The organism is Arsenophonus nasoniae (genome assembly GCF_004768525.1).
Classification (GTDB): domain Bacteria; phylum Pseudomonadota; class Gammaproteobacteria; order Enterobacterales; family Enterobacteriaceae; genus Arsenophonus; species Arsenophonus nasoniae.
Genome location: NZ_CP038613.1, coordinates 3,349,550 through 3,366,405, shown reverse-complemented (window position 1 = coordinate 3,366,405; position 16,856 = coordinate 3,349,550). Strand labels below are relative to the sequence as shown.

General features: G+C 38.8%; 11 protein-coding genes and 1 pseudogene. 8 read left to right on the top strand and 4 right to left on the bottom strand.

Features of this window, described 5'->3' with window-relative positions; translation table 11 throughout:
* Positions 1 to 45 precede the first annotated feature (45 nt).
* Both dksA and sfsA read right to left on the bottom strand, forming a co-directional pair.
* The gene (dksA, locus tag ArsFIN_RS17040) at positions 46 to 501 is read right to left on the bottom strand and encodes an RNA polymerase-binding protein DksA (RefSeq protein ID WP_026822894.1); all 456 of its coding nucleotides are present in this window, start codon (positions 499 to 501) and stop codon (positions 46 to 48) included.
* 195 nt (positions 502 to 696) lie between these two features.
* The gene (sfsA, locus tag ArsFIN_RS17035; RefSeq protein WP_026822893.1) at positions 697 to 1,401 is read right to left on the bottom strand and encodes a DNA/RNA nuclease SfsA; all 705 of its coding nucleotides are present in this window, start codon (positions 1,399 to 1,401) and stop codon (positions 697 to 699) included.
* A gap of 301 nt (positions 1,402 to 1,702) precedes the next feature.
* Between sfsA and mrcB the strand changes: the two genes are divergently transcribed.
* On the top strand, positions 1,703 to 4,186 hold the full coding sequence (mrcB, locus tag ArsFIN_RS17030; RefSeq protein ID WP_026822892.1) for a bifunctional glycosyl transferase/transpeptidase: 2,484 nt from the start codon (positions 1,703 to 1,705) through the stop codon (positions 4,184 to 4,186).
* A gap of 63 nt (positions 4,187 to 4,249) precedes the next feature.
* Here mrcB and hemL read toward each other — a convergent pair whose 3' ends face one another.
* The gene (gene hemL, locus ArsFIN_RS17025) at positions 4,250 to 5,533 is read right to left on the bottom strand and encodes a glutamate-1-semialdehyde 2,1-aminomutase (protein WP_026822891.1); all 1,284 of its coding nucleotides are present in this window, start codon (positions 5,531 to 5,533) and stop codon (positions 4,250 to 4,252) included.
* Positions 5,534 to 5,751: 218 nt separating this feature from the next.
* On the opposite strand from hemL, the gene erpA reads away from it, so the two are divergent.
* On the top strand, positions 5,752 to 6,096 hold the full coding sequence (erpA, locus tag ArsFIN_RS17020; protein WP_026822890.1) for an iron-sulfur cluster insertion protein ErpA: 345 nt from the start codon (positions 5,752 to 5,754) through the stop codon (positions 6,094 to 6,096).
* Between the two features lie 79 nt (positions 6,097 to 6,175).
* On the opposite strand, the gene mtnN is transcribed toward erpA, so the two are convergent.
* The gene (mtnN, locus tag ArsFIN_RS17015; protein WP_026822889.1) at positions 6,176 to 6,889 is read right to left on the bottom strand and encodes a 5'-methylthioadenosine/S-adenosylhomocysteine nucleosidase; all 714 of its coding nucleotides are present in this window, start codon (positions 6,887 to 6,889) and stop codon (positions 6,176 to 6,178) included.
* Positions 6,890 to 7,010: 121 nt separating this feature from the next.
* Between mtnN and dgt the strand changes: the two are divergent.
* From dgt to eno, 6 genes and pseudogenes are all read left to right on the top strand, one after another.
* Positions 7,011 to 8,536: pseudogene (gene dgt / locus ArsFIN_RS17010) on the top strand (dGTPase).
* A 551-nt stretch (positions 8,537 to 9,087) separates the two neighbouring features.
* The gene (rlmD, locus tag ArsFIN_RS17005) at positions 9,088 to 10,428 is read left to right on the top strand and encodes a 23S rRNA (uracil(1939)-C(5))-methyltransferase RlmD (RefSeq protein ID WP_026822888.1); all 1,341 of its coding nucleotides are present in this window, start codon (positions 9,088 to 9,090) and stop codon (positions 10,426 to 10,428) included.
* Positions 10,429 to 10,441: 13 nt separating this feature from the next.
* Positions 10,442 to 12,676: a GTP diphosphokinase gene (relA, locus tag ArsFIN_RS17000; protein ID WP_026822887.1), complete on the top strand. Its 2,235-nt coding sequence runs from the start codon at positions 10,442 to 10,444 to the stop codon at positions 12,674 to 12,676.
* 72 nt (positions 12,677 to 12,748) lie between these two features.
* Positions 12,749 to 13,540 carry a nucleoside triphosphate pyrophosphohydrolase gene (gene mazG / locus ArsFIN_RS16995; RefSeq protein ID WP_026822886.1) on the top strand — a complete coding sequence of 264 codons (792 nt, stop codon included), beginning with the start codon at positions 12,749 to 12,751 and terminating at the stop codon, positions 13,538 to 13,540.
* Between the two features lie 223 nt (positions 13,541 to 13,763).
* Positions 13,764 to 15,401, top strand: coding sequence for a glutamine hydrolyzing CTP synthase (gene pyrG, locus ArsFIN_RS16990; RefSeq protein ID WP_026822885.1), 1,638 nt, complete (start codon positions 13,764 to 13,766; stop codon positions 15,399 to 15,401).
* Positions 15,402 to 15,467: 66 nt separating this feature from the next.
* On the top strand, positions 15,468 to 16,769 hold the full coding sequence (gene eno, locus ArsFIN_RS16985; protein WP_026822884.1) for a phosphopyruvate hydratase: 1,302 nt from the start codon (positions 15,468 to 15,470) through the stop codon (positions 16,767 to 16,769).
* The last annotated feature ends 87 nt before the right edge of the window (positions 16,770 to 16,856 follow it).

Genomic DNA, 16,856 nt, shown 5'->3' with positions numbered 1-16,856 from the left:
AGGTACACTTCTGTGTACCTTATTTTATTGGTGTAAGATTATTGGCTAACCCGCCATCTGTTTTTCACGTAATTCAGCTAATGTTTTGCAATCAATACATAAATCAGCTGTTGGGCGAGCTTCTAAGCGGCGGATACCAATTTCAACCCCACAGCTTTCACAATAACCAAAATCTTCATCATCAATTTTTTTTATTGTCTTCTCGATTTTTTTAATCAACTTACGTTCGCGATCGCGATTACGTAACTCAAGGCTAAATTCCTCTTCCTGTGCCGCTCTATCAACGGGATCAGGGAAATTGGCTGCTTCATCTTGCATATGAGTTACAGTGCGGTCGACTTCATCTCTGAGTTGATTGCGCCATGCTTCGAGAATAACCCTAAAATGTTTGAGTTGGGCTTCGTTCATGTACTCTTCGCCTGGCTTTTCTTGGTAGGGCTCTACCCCAGCGATGGCGAGAATGCTTAAGGACGAGGTTTTAGGTTTTTGCCCTTCTTGCATAATGCTTCTCCTACACACGCAATTTTCATAAAGAACCCCTCAATGGGGAAAAACTAAGGTCGCTATAAATAACAGAACACTTCATACTTAGCAATGGTTCTTACAATTCGTTTTACTGTATCAGGGTGATGCGCGTGTTCTCTGCCTTTTTTGTAAGTAAAACGAATTTTGCCTAAAAGAATATAATAGCTTGGTTTATTGAATAAAGGATATTTTTTTATCCATTGATAGCCCTTTTTCTGATATTTTAATCTGATAGCAGAGTATTTCAACACCAAAATTCGTTGCTTGCTTTAAGAGCGCAGCATAATGAGAATCAATATGGCTTGCAACAGACATTTTCTTTATACCACTATGAAGTACGGCAAAGAACAAAACGGCTCTTTCACCTCGTTCAGCTATCAAGGATAGTTCACGTAAATGTTTTTGCCCTCTGATTGTAACAGCGTCAGGAAAATAACCGATATTGTTTTCTAGTAAGGTGACTGATTTGACTTCAATATAGCAATTAACATGCTGTTTTTTGGTTAGTAGAAGATCGATGCGACTATTTTCGTCGCCATATTTCACCTCTCGGCTAATGTTATCATAATCGGATAATTCCGGAATTTTATTTTCTACTACAAATTGACAAATAACATCATTTGCTCGATGAGTATTAACACAAATCCAATCGCCAGTTTGTGTTTGTGTCAGTTCCCAACTATAGGGATATTTTCGCTTAAAATTATTTGATGTTGAGTACCAAACCGTATCTCCAGGTGTTGCACAGCCGATCATAGCGCCTGTATTGGCACAATGAATAGTTAGTAATTTACCTGATGGTGTAATAACATCAGCGAGAAAACGTTTATAACGCTTTACTAATTGTGCTGATTTTAGTGGCGGAAACCGATACATTGGTAATTACTCCAGTAGTGATAGATGCGCCCAAAGACAACAATAATGCTACAATGTTTGGCATTAAAAGTTAATAATTGTTGCTTTTATATATAAATTGGTGAATAGATAGTGTTCATTAAATGGGATAGCGATAATAACAGTCACCATCAGGATATAAAGCTACTATGTAGCGGATATTGATTATTTAATTATGATAAAATCTTGTTTTAATGAGATATATGAAAAAAGTATCTGTAAGTTATGATTAAGATCTTGGGCTAATAATAAATTACTAGTAAATAAAAATTAATTTTATACCATGTTTGACAAAGATAATTATGAACCTATTGGGCGCAAATCTAAGAAAAAGTCCACTGGTAAAAAATCAAAATCTCAGCAAAATAATCGCTTAGACAACTATGATTATGAGTATGAAGATATTGATGACAGCGAGGAAGAAGAACTAATGGCAAATAAAGACAATAAGTCTCGGCCAGCTAAAAATAACAGATGGCGTTGGTTTTGGTTGTTTGTCAAAATTGCCATCGTCTTGGCACTATTAATTGGTGTTTATGGTATCTATTTATATCAGAAAATCAGTGAACGTCTTGATGGAAAAGTTTGGGATCTACCGGCAGCTGTTTATGGTCGAATGGTTAATCTTGAACCAGGGATGAATTACAGTAAAGAAGAGATGATCCGATTATTAGATGGCATGCAATATCGTCAGGTAAATAAAATCACTTTACCTGGTGAGTATATTGTTAAAAATAATACGATTGAGATGTTACGCCGGCCATTTTCCTTTCCTGATCAAAGAGAAGAACAGATTTTGGCTAAATTAAGTTTTGAACAAGCTCGCCTCACTAATATTACTAATATGGAAAATGGCCGTTCATTTGGTTTTTTTCGGCTTGATCCAAAACTTATCACGATGATGCAATCGGCTAACAATGAGCAACGCTTAGTCTTGCCGAGAGAAGATTTTCCTGATTCTTTAGTCAAAATATTGCTTGAAACGGAAGACCGGCATTTTTATGAGCATGATGGCGTCAGTATTTATTCTATTGGACGTGCGGTTATTGCTAATTTAATGGCCGGTAAGACTGTTCAGGGTGGTAGTACGTTAACCCAGCAATTAGTTAAAAACTTATTTTTGAGTAATGAAAGAACGTTAATACGTAAAGCCAATGAAGCTTATATGGCGATTTTAATGGACTCTCGCTATAGCAAAGAACGTATTCTTGAACTTTATCTAAATGAAGTTTATTTAGGCCAAAGTGGCGATGAGCAAATTCGGGGCTTTCCTCTTGCTAGTCTCTATTATTTTGGTCGTCCAATCGATGAGCTGAGTATTGATCAACAAGCATTATTAGTTGGTATGGTGAAGGGGGCATCACTATATAACCCATGGCGTAACCCTAAACTGGCCCTTGAGCGTCGCAATTTAGTGTTAAAGCTGTTGGAAACGCGCCAAATTATCGATCATGAAATGTATAATATATTGAGTGCTCGTCCTTTGGGCGTGAAATCTAGAAGTGGTGTTTTAACACCTCAACCCGCTTTTATGCAGCTCGTTCGGCAAGAATTAGCTGAAAAATTAGGGGATAAAGTAAATAATCTTTCCGGTGCTAAGATCTTTACTACCTTAGATCCGGTCTCACAACAAGCGGCTGAAAATGCCGTCGAGCAGGGAATAGCTGATTTACGTAAAACACGTAAGTTGCCTGATCTTGAAGGTGCGATGGTCGTCGTTGACCGTATTAATGGTGAAGTTCGCGCTATGGTCGGCGGCTCGCAACCACAATATTCTGGTTTTAACCGAGCGTTAAATGCTCGCCGCTCAATTGGTTCATTGGCTAAACCCTCGACTTATCTTACCGCATTAAGTGAACCGGATCGTTTTCGTTTAAATACCTGGGTACCTGACGAACCAATTAGTGTCAAATTTGATAACCAAATATGGGAACCGAAAAATTATGATCGCCGCTTTCGGGGGCAGGTCATGTTGATTGATGCCTTGGCCAGTTCGTTGAATATCCCGGCGGTAAATATTGGCTTAAGCGTTGGCTTGGATCAAGTTAGTAAAGTACTAGTAAGTCTTGGCGTGCCAAGCGACGCGATAGAAAAAGTGCCCGCTATGTTATTAGGGGCGTTGAACTTAACGCCAGTAGAAACAGCGCAAATGTTTCAAACCATTAGTGGTGGTGGCAATCGAGCGTCCTTATCGGCATTGCGCTCTGTGATTGATGGTGATGGCAATGAGCTTTATCAAAGTTATCCATCTGCCGAGCGGGCAGTCTCTCCGCAAGCCGCTTATCTAACACTTTATGGTATGCAACAAGTGGTTGAGCGCGGAACATCTCGTTCATTAATGAATAAATTTGCTCAATATCATTTAGCCGGTAAAACGGGAACAACGAATGATCTACGCGATAGTTGGTTTGCTGGTATCGATGGTAAGGAAGTGGCAATCGCTTGGGCCGGTCGTGATAATAATGGACCGACAAATCTTACTGGTGCAAGTGGGGCATTGCAACTATATCGTCGTTATTTAGAAAACCAAACCCCATTGGCATTGGATAATCGCCCACCAGAAGGAATTACTGAGATGCGCGTGAATAGCGATGGTAGTTTTAACTGCGCAGGTGGTGGATATCGCATTTTGCCAGTATGGACCGAGGATCCCCAAGCATTATGTCAGCTAGGGATACAATTGTTGAAGCCAAACTTGAATTTAAATGAACAGCAGACAAATAGTAATGATGCGCCCGCTTGGGTAAAAGAGATGTTTGGGCAGTAAAAAAAGCGAGTAAACCGGCGCTGTATTAAAAAAATTGGCGCCGGTTTTTATGTTTAAAAATGATTATTGCATCTTGTTAAACGCATTTTCTGCCGCTTTGATTGTGCGATCAATATCTTCATGACTGTGCGCAATGGACATGAAACCCGCCTCAAATGCTGAAGGGGCTAAATAAACGCCTTGGTCTAACATTAAATGAAAGAATTGCTTAAATTTCTCAATATCACATCGCATAACATCTTGGTAGCAATTAACTTGGGTTGCTTGGGTAAAAAATAGACCAAACATGCCGCCAACATGATTAACAATGAACGGAATACCCGCTTGTTGCGCTTTTTCTTGCAAACCGTTAGCAAGTTTTGTCGTCAGTTCTGTTAAGCGTTTATGGGTATTGGGTTTAGCGACTTCAGTTAAGCAAGCCAGGCCTGCAGCCATGGCTAATGGGTTGCCTGATAATGTGCCAGCTTGATAAATTGGCCCTATTGGTGCGAGTTTTTCCATCAGTTCACGGCGGCCACCGAATGCGCCAACAGGCATACCACCGCCGATTATTTTGCCTAGACAGGTCAAATCAGGTTTGACTTGATAATGTGCTTGCGCACCACCTAAGGCAACTCGAAAACCGGTCATGACTTCGTCAATAATCAGTAGTGCGCCAAATTGATCACATAATGTGCGTAGCCCGGGCAAAAATTCAGCTTCCGGTAGAATACAATTCATATTGCCAGCTACTGGCTCAACAATGATACAAGCGATTTCGTGCGGATATTGGGCAAAAGTTTGCCGTACAGAATCTAAATCATTAAATGTACAGGTCAGCGTATGTTTAGCAATATCCGCAGGGACGCCAGGAGAATTAGGCTGACCGATAGTTAAAGCACCTGAGCCAGCTTTAACTAAAAGGCAGTCGGCATGTCCATGATAACAGCCTTCAAATTTAATAATCTTATCCCGTTCTGTATAGCCGCGAGCGAGCCTTATGGCACTCATTGTGGCTTCTGTGCCTGAATTCACCATACGAACCATTTCGATGGATGGAATAAGTTGACTTATCATTTCTGCCATTACGACTTCAATAGCGGTTGGGGCACCAAAACTCAGGCCATTTTCTGCCGCTTGAATGACTGCTTGCTGGATAATAGGGTGGTTATGACCTAAAATCATTGGCCCCCAAGAACCGACGTAATCAATATAAGCTTTGCCATCAACATCATAAATATAAGCGCCGTTAGCTCGCTGAATAAATAATGGAGAGCCGCCAACACCATTAAACGCCCGCACGGGTGAATTGACACCGCCAGGAATAAATTTTTTAGCTTTTAGGTAAAGTGTTTCAGATTGACTCATTAAATAACTCCAAGCATTTGTCCAGCAGAAATTTTTGCCATATCTTAAAGCAGTATTGCGAGTAAACCAAATAGCAAATTTAGGGGGAATTTTTTAAAATCAGTTAATTTAGGCTGGATCTTGAATCAATTGGCCGGCTGTTAGATAATTGCCCCTTGTCCAGTGAAGTATTGATGCTTCCTGTGTCTATTGATTGGCATGTCGGCCTGGAGTTAGAAATGAGTAATGATACTGCATTGCCTATACAGTTTACTGATGCTGCAGCAAATAAAGTTAAAGCGCTGATTGCGGATGAAGAAAATCCCAATTTGCGTTTGCGCGTCTATATTACTGGCGGGGGCTGTAGTGGTTTTCAATATGGTTTCACCTTTGATGATAAAATGAATGAAGGTGATTTAACGATTGAAAAGCAAGGCGTGGAATTAATCGTTGATCCGATGAGTTTACAGTATTTGGTTGGTGGTTGTGTTGATTATATTGAAGGATTAGAAGGGGCACGGTTTGTGGTAACCAATCCGAATGCCAAAACAACTTGCGGTTGTGGTTCTTCATTTAGTATTTAATCACTTAACCTTACTAAGGGTAATTAATAACCCTTAGTATGGGGCTCTATTTTAGCTTGCCGAAATGGCTGTTAATAGCTCATCTACTACTTTGGCTTGAGTTAGCTAAATTTGCCAACATTGTTTGCACCATTAGGCTTGATTGACGAGCAGCGACAGGCAAAAATTCTTCAAAAGAGAGATGAGACTCTTTATCAGCGACATCAGAAATTGCACGCACAACAACGAATGGGATACCAAATTGATGACATACATGACCAATTGCAGCGCCTTCCATTTCAACCGCGATGGCAGCAGGGAAAGTTTGGCGAATATAGGTTAACGCTTTAGCGCCATTAATAAAGCTATCACCACTACAAATCAAACCGCGAATCGCCTGTAAATCCAATTTTTCAATACATTTTTCGGCCAGTTCTATCAATTTTTTATTCGCATTGAATGTAGCCGGACATTGTGCCATTTGGCCTGGTTGGTAACCAAAAGCAGTGACATTGACATCATGATAGCAAACTTGGCTGGAAACCACGATATCGCCAACCTGCAAAGTAGGCACTAATCCGCCGGCGGAGCCAGTGTTAATAATAATTTCAGGCGCAAAATGTTCTATTAGTAAGGTTGTTCCTATTGCCGCCGAAACTTTACCAATGCCTGATTTTAATAATGCGATATCAAGATCATTAAATTTTCCGCAATAGATTTCGCAGCCACCTCGTGACAATGCAGACTGAGCATCAATTAGCTCACGCAATAATGCCACTTCTTGCTCCATTGCACCTATTATCGCAACTTTCATTGTGTCATACTCACTGTTGATTAATTAGACATGTTGTCAGATCCGTGCCATTGTAACATTGAAAACCAAAAAAAGTTAACTGTGCCCATTAGCTGGGGATATTTCATCATCAGGAGGAGAAATGTCCAAGATTGATTTTAGGCAAAAGCTCAATTTTCTGCGTAAATATAGTGATTACAATGTTGATACAAAGAATGAAGAACAAGTTAATCGTCAATTTGAAAGTGATCGAGGACGCATTATTAATTCTGCAGCCATACGTCGATTACAACAGAAGACTCAAGTCTTTCCTTTAGAACAAAATGCTGCAGTTCGCAGTCGTCTAACTCATTCATTAGAAGTGCAGCAAATTGGCCGTTTTATTTCAAAGACCGTGATCAGTCAATTGAAAAAAAAGAAATTACTGGCAACTTATGGTCTTTCTGAGCGTCTTGATGCGTTTGAAAGTTTGATAGAAATGGCGTGTTTGATGTATGATATAGGTAACCCACCTTTTGGTCATTTTGGTGAAGCTGCCATTAAGAGCTGGTTTTCAACATTACTTGACGCTGAATTTATTTCTAATAAATCAAAGGCTAGCGATCAATACCAGATTAATTTTCTCCAGTTAAAAAACGAACCTAATAAAGATTTGCTTCGTTGCCAATTGCGTAAAGATCTTTGTCAATTTGAAGGTAATGCCCAGGGACTTAGGATGATCCATCAATTATTAAAATTGAACCTGACTTATGCTCAAATTGGCTCAATCTTAAAATATACTAAAGGTGCTTATCAACTGGATGAAATTCCTAAAGATTTTGATTATTTGACTAAAAAACCGGGTTATTTTTGGTCAGAAGATAGTTTTATTAAAGAGTTGTTCGTCAATTGGATATGGAACCCTATTGCCGTTTCCCGCTTTGCTATATTATGGAAGCCGCAGATGATATCTCTTACTGTATTGCTGATTTAGATGATGCGGTTGAAAAAGGTATTTTTAGTGTTGATCAGTTGTTGGAATATTTACGACAAGGTTGGTTGGAAACAGGTAAAAAAGCCAAAGGTGACTTATTTGAACAGACGGTAGAAAAAGCTTATAAAAGCATTAATCACAATGAAACAAGGCGTAGTAAGCAAGATCAATTTTTTATGTATCTTAGAGTTAATATTATTAGTAAATTGGCGTCCTATAGTGCTCATCGTTTTATTAAAAATTTAGCTGAAATTTATGCAGGAAGTTTTAATAGTGCCTTATTGGAAGATAAAAGTGATGAACATCATCTATTAGAGGTGTTGAAAGGCGTTGCCCATAAACATGTATTTACCCATCCTGAAGTTGAACAATTAGAATTACAAGGTTATCGAATAATTAGTGGCTTACTAAACTTTTATCGCCCTTTATTATTAATGCCACGCGCTGATTTTATTCAGCTTTATCAAGATAAGTATCACAAGAAATATTTCATCGAAACACGCTTATTGCATAAATTATCAACTAAACATTGTTTGGCTTATGGTGAAGCCATTGAAGGAATTTGTACTACTGATGAGACAGAAAAAGATATATTAGAATTTTATTATCGTGCTCGTCTTATACAAGACTATATTAGTGGTATGACCGATCATTATGCTTATCAAGAATATCGAAAATTTACGGTGAAAAATTAAAAAATGAAAATAAGCATTGTTTGAATATATACATTGGGAAATATTTTAAGCAATGCTTTAGACTATGCGTATTAATTAAATACACAGCTAAAATCAGTTAAGTGAAAACATTTTGACTTTAAAGACCATCGTCACTTAAATTTTTCTATTTATATAATTAAAGCGATTTTGTTAATATTTATTATTAGAAATTAGTAACAAATTAGTTATAACATAATTCAGAAAGTGAGATCTTAATAAACTTTATTATGTTATAAATTTATAACATTATTTTACAATATTATATTGGTTTATTTTATTTTTGAGAATTTACTCCATTGTTTTTATTTTTATACAAAAATAAAAAAGATCTCTTATTTTATTCCATAAAATTACAAACAACGAACATTTAATGATAGATAATTTACATCAATTGCTTTGAGATGTGATACTATTCTTCATCCTCATTGAGAAAATGAATAAAATGAACTTAATTTTCCACAATATATGAGATGACAGTTTCTTTATTAATAGACATTAATAGACCAACAAAATTTTACACCTTTAATGATATGGTACAATTTTATTCTTGCCGGCAGCGTAAAGTTAAGCCCGATAATTTGACAGTAATAGCTGAAAGTCTTGATGCTCAGGGCCAAGGTGTCGCCCATTATCAAGGAAAAACAATCTTTATTACTAATTTACTTCCAGGTGAGCAAGCACAAATTCAACTTACGGAAGAGAAAAGACAATTTGCCAAAGCAAAAGTGAGCAAACGATTGACTGATAGCCTTGATCGGGTGGCACCTTTTTGTCGTCATTTTGGTATCTGTGGCGGTTGTCAACAACAACATGTGACGCCAACTCTTCAACGTGCGGCTAAGGTCAGTAGGTTAGAATATTTATTTCAATGTGAAACCGGAAGAGCAGTAAAATCATTGCCAGTTATCGCAGGCAGTGAGTATGGATATCGTCGTAGAGCGAGGTTTGGTCTTCATTACCAACATGCAGAACGTCGTTTACGGATGGGATTTCGTCAGAACCAATCAAATGTGTTGGTAGAGCTGAAAATGTGTCCTGTACTACAACCAGAACTAGAAAAATTATTACTGCCTGTGGCTGACTGCTTAAACAAATTGGCTGCAGTTAAACATTTAGGTCATGTTGAGCTTGTTAATGCGGATAACGGTGTGAGTGTTATCTTGCGTCACCTTAAACCATTAGCTACTGATGATAAAATGTTATTAACTGCCTTTGCCAGAAGCTATAATCTGAATGTTTATTTGGTCGACAACAGTGCCAAACAGCTTAAACTTGTTAGTTCAGCAAGTAATGATAGTGATCCTTATTATTCTATTGAGAATGTGAAATTGACATTTGATCCGCAGAATTTTATTCAAGTAAATCCCGAAATTAATAAAAAAATGGTTGCGCAAGCGTTGGATTGGTTAGCGCTTGAGCCGAAAGATAGGGTTTTGGATCTATTTTGTGGCATGGGTAATTTTACCTTGCCCATCGCATGTCATGTTCATTCGGTTGTTGGTGTTGAAGGAGTTACTGAATTGGTAGCGCAAGGACGCTACAACGCAAGTCTAAATCGATTAACTAATGCGGAGTTTTATCAAGCTGATCTTGAGCTTGCCATAGATTGCCAACCTTGGGCAAAAATGGGCTTTAACAAAATCTTACTAGATCCTGCACGCGCAGGTGCTATAGGCGTAATGTCACATATTATCAAGCTTAAGCCAGAACGGGTTGTTTATATCTCATGCAACCCAACGACATTAGTGAAAGATAGTAAACAATTACTTACAGCCAGTTATCAACTTATGAGTGTCAGGATGTTAGATATGTTCCCGCATACTAGTCATCTAGAGTCTATGGCACTTTTTTGTCGCGATTCAAGCAAATAGGCAAGGAAAGATTATGGTTGCAATTAGAAGCGCTCATTTGACATCTGCAGGCGAATTTGCCGTTGATAAATGGGTTGCTAGTCTCAAACTTACCACTAATGACTCAGAACAAAAATTAATTGAAGTTTGGCATTACTGCGATAGTAAAGTTGAGCACTATGAAAATGGTCAATTACTGCTTTGGCGTGGGATCGAGATGGCAGAAATCCTGTCCACATTAAGTATGGATCTCGATAGTTTGCGTGCAGCAATGCTATTTCCCCTAGTTGATGCCAAAATTGTCACTGAAGAAATTATCGATATTGAGTTTGGTAAATCGATTCACGCTTTGGTTAAAGGTGTAATGGAGATGGACGCCATTCGCCAACTGAATGCTAACCAATTAGGCGAAAAAAGTTCTAGCCAGGTAGATAATATTCGCCGGATGTTGCTCGCCATGGTGGAAGATTTTCGTTGCGTGGTGATTAAGATAGCGGAACGTATTGCCTACTTACGTGAGGTCAGGGAACGCTCCGAAGATGAAAGAGTCTTAACAGCAAAAGAGTGCTTAAATATATATGCTCCTTTAGCCAACCGTTTAGGCATTGGGCAATTGAAATGGGAGCTAGAAGATTTCTGTTTTCATTATTTACACCCGGATGAATATAAAAAGATTGCTGAATTACTTCATGAACGACGTATCGATCGTGAACGATATATTGATGATTTTGTTTCGTCACTGCGACATTTTATGTTAAAGGAAAGCATTACAGCAGATATTTATGGCCGCCCGAAGCATATATATAGCATCTGGCGAAAGATGCAAAAAAAATATCTGGCTTTTGATGAACTTTTTGATGTTCGCGCTGTGCGTATTGTCGTTGAACGTTTACAAGACTGTTACGCTGCATTAGGTATTGTGCATACCCATTTTCGTCATTTACCTGATGAGTTTGATGATTATGTTGCTAACCCTAAACCGAATGGCTATCAATCTATTCATACTGTGGTATTAGGGCCCAATGGTAAAACAATTGAAATACAAATCCGGACTCGGCAAATGCACGAAGATGCTGAATTAGGCATTGCAGCTCACTGGAAATATAAAGAAGGAGCGGTAATAACGGGCAAAGAGAGTAGCTATGAAAATCGTATTGTCTGGTTAAGAAAATTGATAGCCTGGCAGGAAGAGATGGCTGATTCAGGGGAAATGCTTGATGAAGTTCGTAGTCAGGTTTTCGATGATCGCGTCTATGTTTTTACCCCTAAAGGTGATGTTATTGATTTACCTGCTGGCTCAACGCCACTTGATTTTGCCTACCATATTCATAGTGATGTTGGCCATCGCTGTATTGGCGCTAAGATCAGCGGCCGAATTGTTCCTTTTAGTTATCATTTACAGATGGGAGATCAAGTTGAAATTATCACGCAAAAGTATCCAAACCCTAGCCGTGACTGGCTCAATCCAAATTTAGGCTACGTTACCACAAGCCGTGGTCGCGCTAAGATCCACAATTGGTTTCGTAAGCAGGATCGTGACAAGAATATCCAGGCAGGGCGACAAATATTAGATAATGAACTTAATCATCTGGCGGTAAGTTTAAAAGAGGCTGAAAAGTTGTTATTAACGCGCTACAACGTTAATTCGTTGGATGAAGTTCTAGCGGGTATTGGCGTTGGTGATATTCGTATTAATCAACTGGTAAATTTTTTACAGAATAAGTTTAGCCAAACCACAGCCGAAGAAGCCGATCGCGCTGCTTTAAAGACGTTGGAAGATAAAATATCTGCTATCCGCTTGCCAATGAAGGAGAGTGGAAGCATCGTTGTAGAAGGTGTTGGCAACTTAATGCACCATATTGCTCGTTGTTGTCAGCCAATTCCTGGTGATGATATTGTTGGTTTTATTACCAAAGGTCGAGGTATCTCGATCCATCGCATCGATTGTGAGCAACTGATTGAACTACAATTGCATGCTCCAGAAAGAATAGTCGATGCTATTTGGGGGGAAAACTACTCTAGTGGTTACTCATTAGGCCTGCGAATTATTGCTAATGATCGCAGTGGATTATTAAGAGATATCACGACTATTCTTGCTAATGAAAAAGTAAATGTTTTAAGTGTTAGTAGTCGTAGTGATGTTAAACAACAGTTGGCGACTATTGATATGAATATTGAAATCTATAATTTACCGGTTTTAGCTCGTATTTTAGCGAAATTAAATCAACTTCCTGATGTATTCGAGGCTAAACGTTGCATTAAGTCGTAAGTATTACATTATGTTTTAGCAAGCGGTGCGTTAATTGGTTTTTGATCTTTATTAACTTCGGATGGAAATAACATGCAAACGGATTCAGGTACAATAGAACGATTGTTATTGATGATGACTCAGTTACGTGATCCTGAGCATGGTTGTGCATGGGATAAAATGCAATCTTTTGCCACAATAGCGCCTTATACGCTGGAGGAAACTTATGAAGTTCTGGATGCGATTGAACGTCAAGATTTTGCTGCTTTAAAAGAAGAATTGGGTGATTTACTGTTTCATATTGTCTTTTATGCTCAAATTGCAAAAGAACAAGCATTATTTGATTTTAATGAAATCTGCCAAATCGTGAGTCAAAAGTTAATATCACGTCATCCCCATATTTTTGCTGGGCAATCATTCGCAAAGAGCGATAAGGCAAACTATGACTGGGAAAAAAATAAAGTCAAAGAACGAGCAGCAAAAAACCAACATTCTATTTTAGATGATATTCCACCAGTACTGCCGGCATTAATGAAAGCCAATAAAATGCAAAAACGCTGTGCAACGGTGGGTTTTGATTGGGATAAATTTGCTCCAGTATTGGCCAAAGTACATGAAGAAATTGAAGAAGTTTTGGCAGAAATAAATAAGCCTACACCGATCCCGTCGCGTATTGAAGAAGAAATTGGTGATTTACTTTTTGCGGTGGTTAATTTATCGCGCCATCTTGGCCATGAGCCAGAATTAGCATTACAAAAAGCGTGTGGTAAATTTGAAGGCCGTTTTCGCCAAGTAGAAAAACTGATCTTAAACAAAGGCGGTTCATTAGAAAATGCTACACTAGATGAAATGGAAAAACTTTGGCAACAAATTAAAAAAGAGTGATTATTGTTTTAGCTGAATGGATTAAATATTAGTTAGGATGTTATAATCGAACAGCTATTTTTTACAAGGAATTGACGAAAGCTAATTCTTGATATTAAAAGATTATTGATGAAAATTAACCTTAAAAAGTTTAGAACATTTGTAGCAGATTTAAGGTTAGGGTATACTGCTTTCCCGTCCTGTTATATTCATCGTCTTTTACACCTAAATTTTCAGGTTCAGCATGAAAACAAATTATATTTTTGTAACCGGCGGGGTAGTTTCCTCTCTGGGCAAAGGCATTGCCGCAGCCTCTTTGGCTGCTATACTTGAGGCCCGTGGACTGAATGTTACCATAATGAAACTGGATCCTTATATTAATGTTGATCCAGGCACGATGAGCCCAATCCAACATGGAGAAGTTTTTGTTACCGAAGATGGTGCAGAAACTGATCTTGATCTAGGGCATTATGAACGTTTTATTCGTACTAAAATGACACGTCGTAATAATTTCACAACGGGTCGCGTATATTCTGAAGTATTACGTAAAGAGCGTCGTGGTGATTATTTAGGCAAAACTATTCAAGTTATTCCTCATATTACCGATGAGATTAAAAATCGGATAATTCGTGGCGGAGAAGGTCACGATATCGTTTTGGTTGAAGTTGGTGGCACAGTGGGCGATATTGAATCTTTACCTTTTTTGGAAGCGATTCGCCAATTAGCTGTTGATGTTGGTCGTAAACACACGCTTTTCTTGCATCTTACTTTAGTACCTTATTTACCTGCTGCGGGTGAAGTTAAAACCAAACCGACTCAACATTCGGTAAAAGAACTTCTTTCTATTGGTATTCAGCCGGACGTGTTAATTTGCCGTTCTGATCGCGTTATTCCTGTTAATGAACGGGCAAAAATTGCGCTTTTCTGCAATGTACCGGAAAAAGCGGTTATTTCATTAGAGGATGTTGATTCAATTTATAAAATTCCTGCATTATTGAAATCTCAGCAGTTAGATGATTATATTTGTGAAAAATTTGAACTTGCATGCCCAGCCGCTGATTTGTCCGAATGGGAACAGGTTATTGATGCGCAAGCCAACCCGGTAGGTAAGGTAACTATTGGCATGGTGGGCAAATATATCGAGTTACCTGATGCTTATAAATCGGTTATTGAAGCGTTAAAACATGGCGGTTTAAAAAATCGTTTAACAGTAAATATTAAACTGATTGATTCGGAAGATATTGAAGCACGTGGTAGCGAGCTACTAAAAGGGCTAGATGCTATCCTAGTTCCAGGTGGTTTTGGTGAACGAGGTGTCGAAGGAAAAATTCTGGCAGCACGTTACGCACGTGAAAATAATATTCCATATTTGGGTATTTGCCTGGGAATGCAGGTTGCCCTGATTGAATATGCTCGTCATGTTGCGGGTATGGAAGGGGCAAACTCGACAGAATTTGCGCCAGATTGTCCCTATCCGGTAGTTGCTTTAATTACAGAATGGTCTGATGACAGTGGTAATATTAAAGTTCGCAATGAGAAGAGTGATCTTGGTGGAACGATGCGTGTAGGTGGCCAATTATGCCATTTAGTGAAAGGTAGTAAAGTCCGCCAGTTATACAATAGTGACACAATTATGGAGCGGCATCGCCACCGTTATGAAGTCAATAATATGCTTTTAGCGCGGATTGAAGAAGCGGGTTTATGTATTGCAGGACGCTCGGCGGACAATAAGCTGGTGGAAATTATTGAGGATCCTAACCATCCTTGGTTTGTAGCTTGTCAGTTTCATCCTGAATTTACTTCGACACCAAGAGATGGTCATCCTTTATTTGCTGGTTTTATTAAAGCTGCGAAGGAATATCAGCAAGGCCAACTGAAATGAGATATGGGTTAATGGTATTAATTTGTTACCATTGGCTGAAATTTAACTTGTACTGAGGAAAATTTAATGTCCAAAATCGTTAAAGTCATCGGGCGTGAAATCATCGACTCCCGTGGTAATCCGACTGTTGAAGCAGAGGTTCATTTAGAAGGAGGATTTGTTGGTTTAGCAGCGGCACCCTCTGGTGCATCAACCGGTTCACGAGAAGCATTGGAATTACGTGATGGTGATAAAGCTCGCTTTTTAGGGAAAGGTGTCCTGAAAGCAGTTGCCGCAGTGAATGGCCCGATTGCTGATGCGTTGATCGGCCAAGATGCCAAAGATCAGGCTAATATCGATAAAATCATGATCGACTTAGACGGTACAGAAAATAAATCTAAATTCGGTGCTAATGCGATTTTGGCCGTTTCACTGGCTAATGCTAAAGCAGCGGCAGCGGCGAAAGGCATGCCTTTATACGAGCATATTGCTGAATTGAATGGCACGCCGGGTAAATTCTCTATGCCCTTACCGATGATGAATATTATCAATGGTGGCGAACATGCGGATAACAATGTTGATATTCAAGAGTTTATGATCCAGCCAGTCGGTGCAAAAAGCTTGAAAGAAGCAGTCCGGATGGGTTCGGAAGTTTTTCATCACTTGGCAAAAGTGTTAAAAGCCAAAGGGATGAATACCGCAGTGGGGGATGAAGGTGGTTATGCGCCTAATTTAGAATCTAATGCTGCCGCTTTAGCCGCAATTAAGGATGCCGTTGAAGCAGCAGGTTATGTGCTAGGTAAAGATATTACCTTAGCCATGGATTGTGCTGCCTCAGAATTCTACAACCAGGAAACCGGTAATTATGAGCTGAAAGGTGAAGGTAAAACTTTTACTTCACAAGAGTTTACCCATTATCTGGAAGAATTAACCAAACAATATCCTATCGTTTCTATTGAAGATGGGCTTAATGAGTCAGATTGGGATGGTTTTGCTTATCAGACTAAGGTGTTGGGTGACAAAATTCAGTTAGTGGGTGATGATTTATTTGTTACTAATACCAAAATCTTGCGAGAAGGTATCGAAAAAGGTATTGCTAATTCTATTTTAATTAAATTTAATCAGATTGGTAGCTTAACCGAAACTTTAGCGGCAATTAAGATGGCGAAAGATGCGGGTTACACGGCGGTTATTTCACATCGTTCAGGTGAAACTGAAGACGCAACAATTGCAGATTTGGCAGTAGGAACAGCAGCCGGCCAGATCAAAACAGGTTCAATGAGCCGCTCTGATCGGGTAGCTAAATATAACCAATTAATTCGTATTGAAGAAGCATTAGGTGAAAAAGTTCCTTTTAATGGTCTAAAAGAAGTGAAAGGCCAGGCTTAAATTTACCGTTGTTGATTCAACAGATACTCAAGGCGAGAGACTTATTGTTATCTCGCCTTTTTGTTAATTATCACTTGGAGCTCGTTT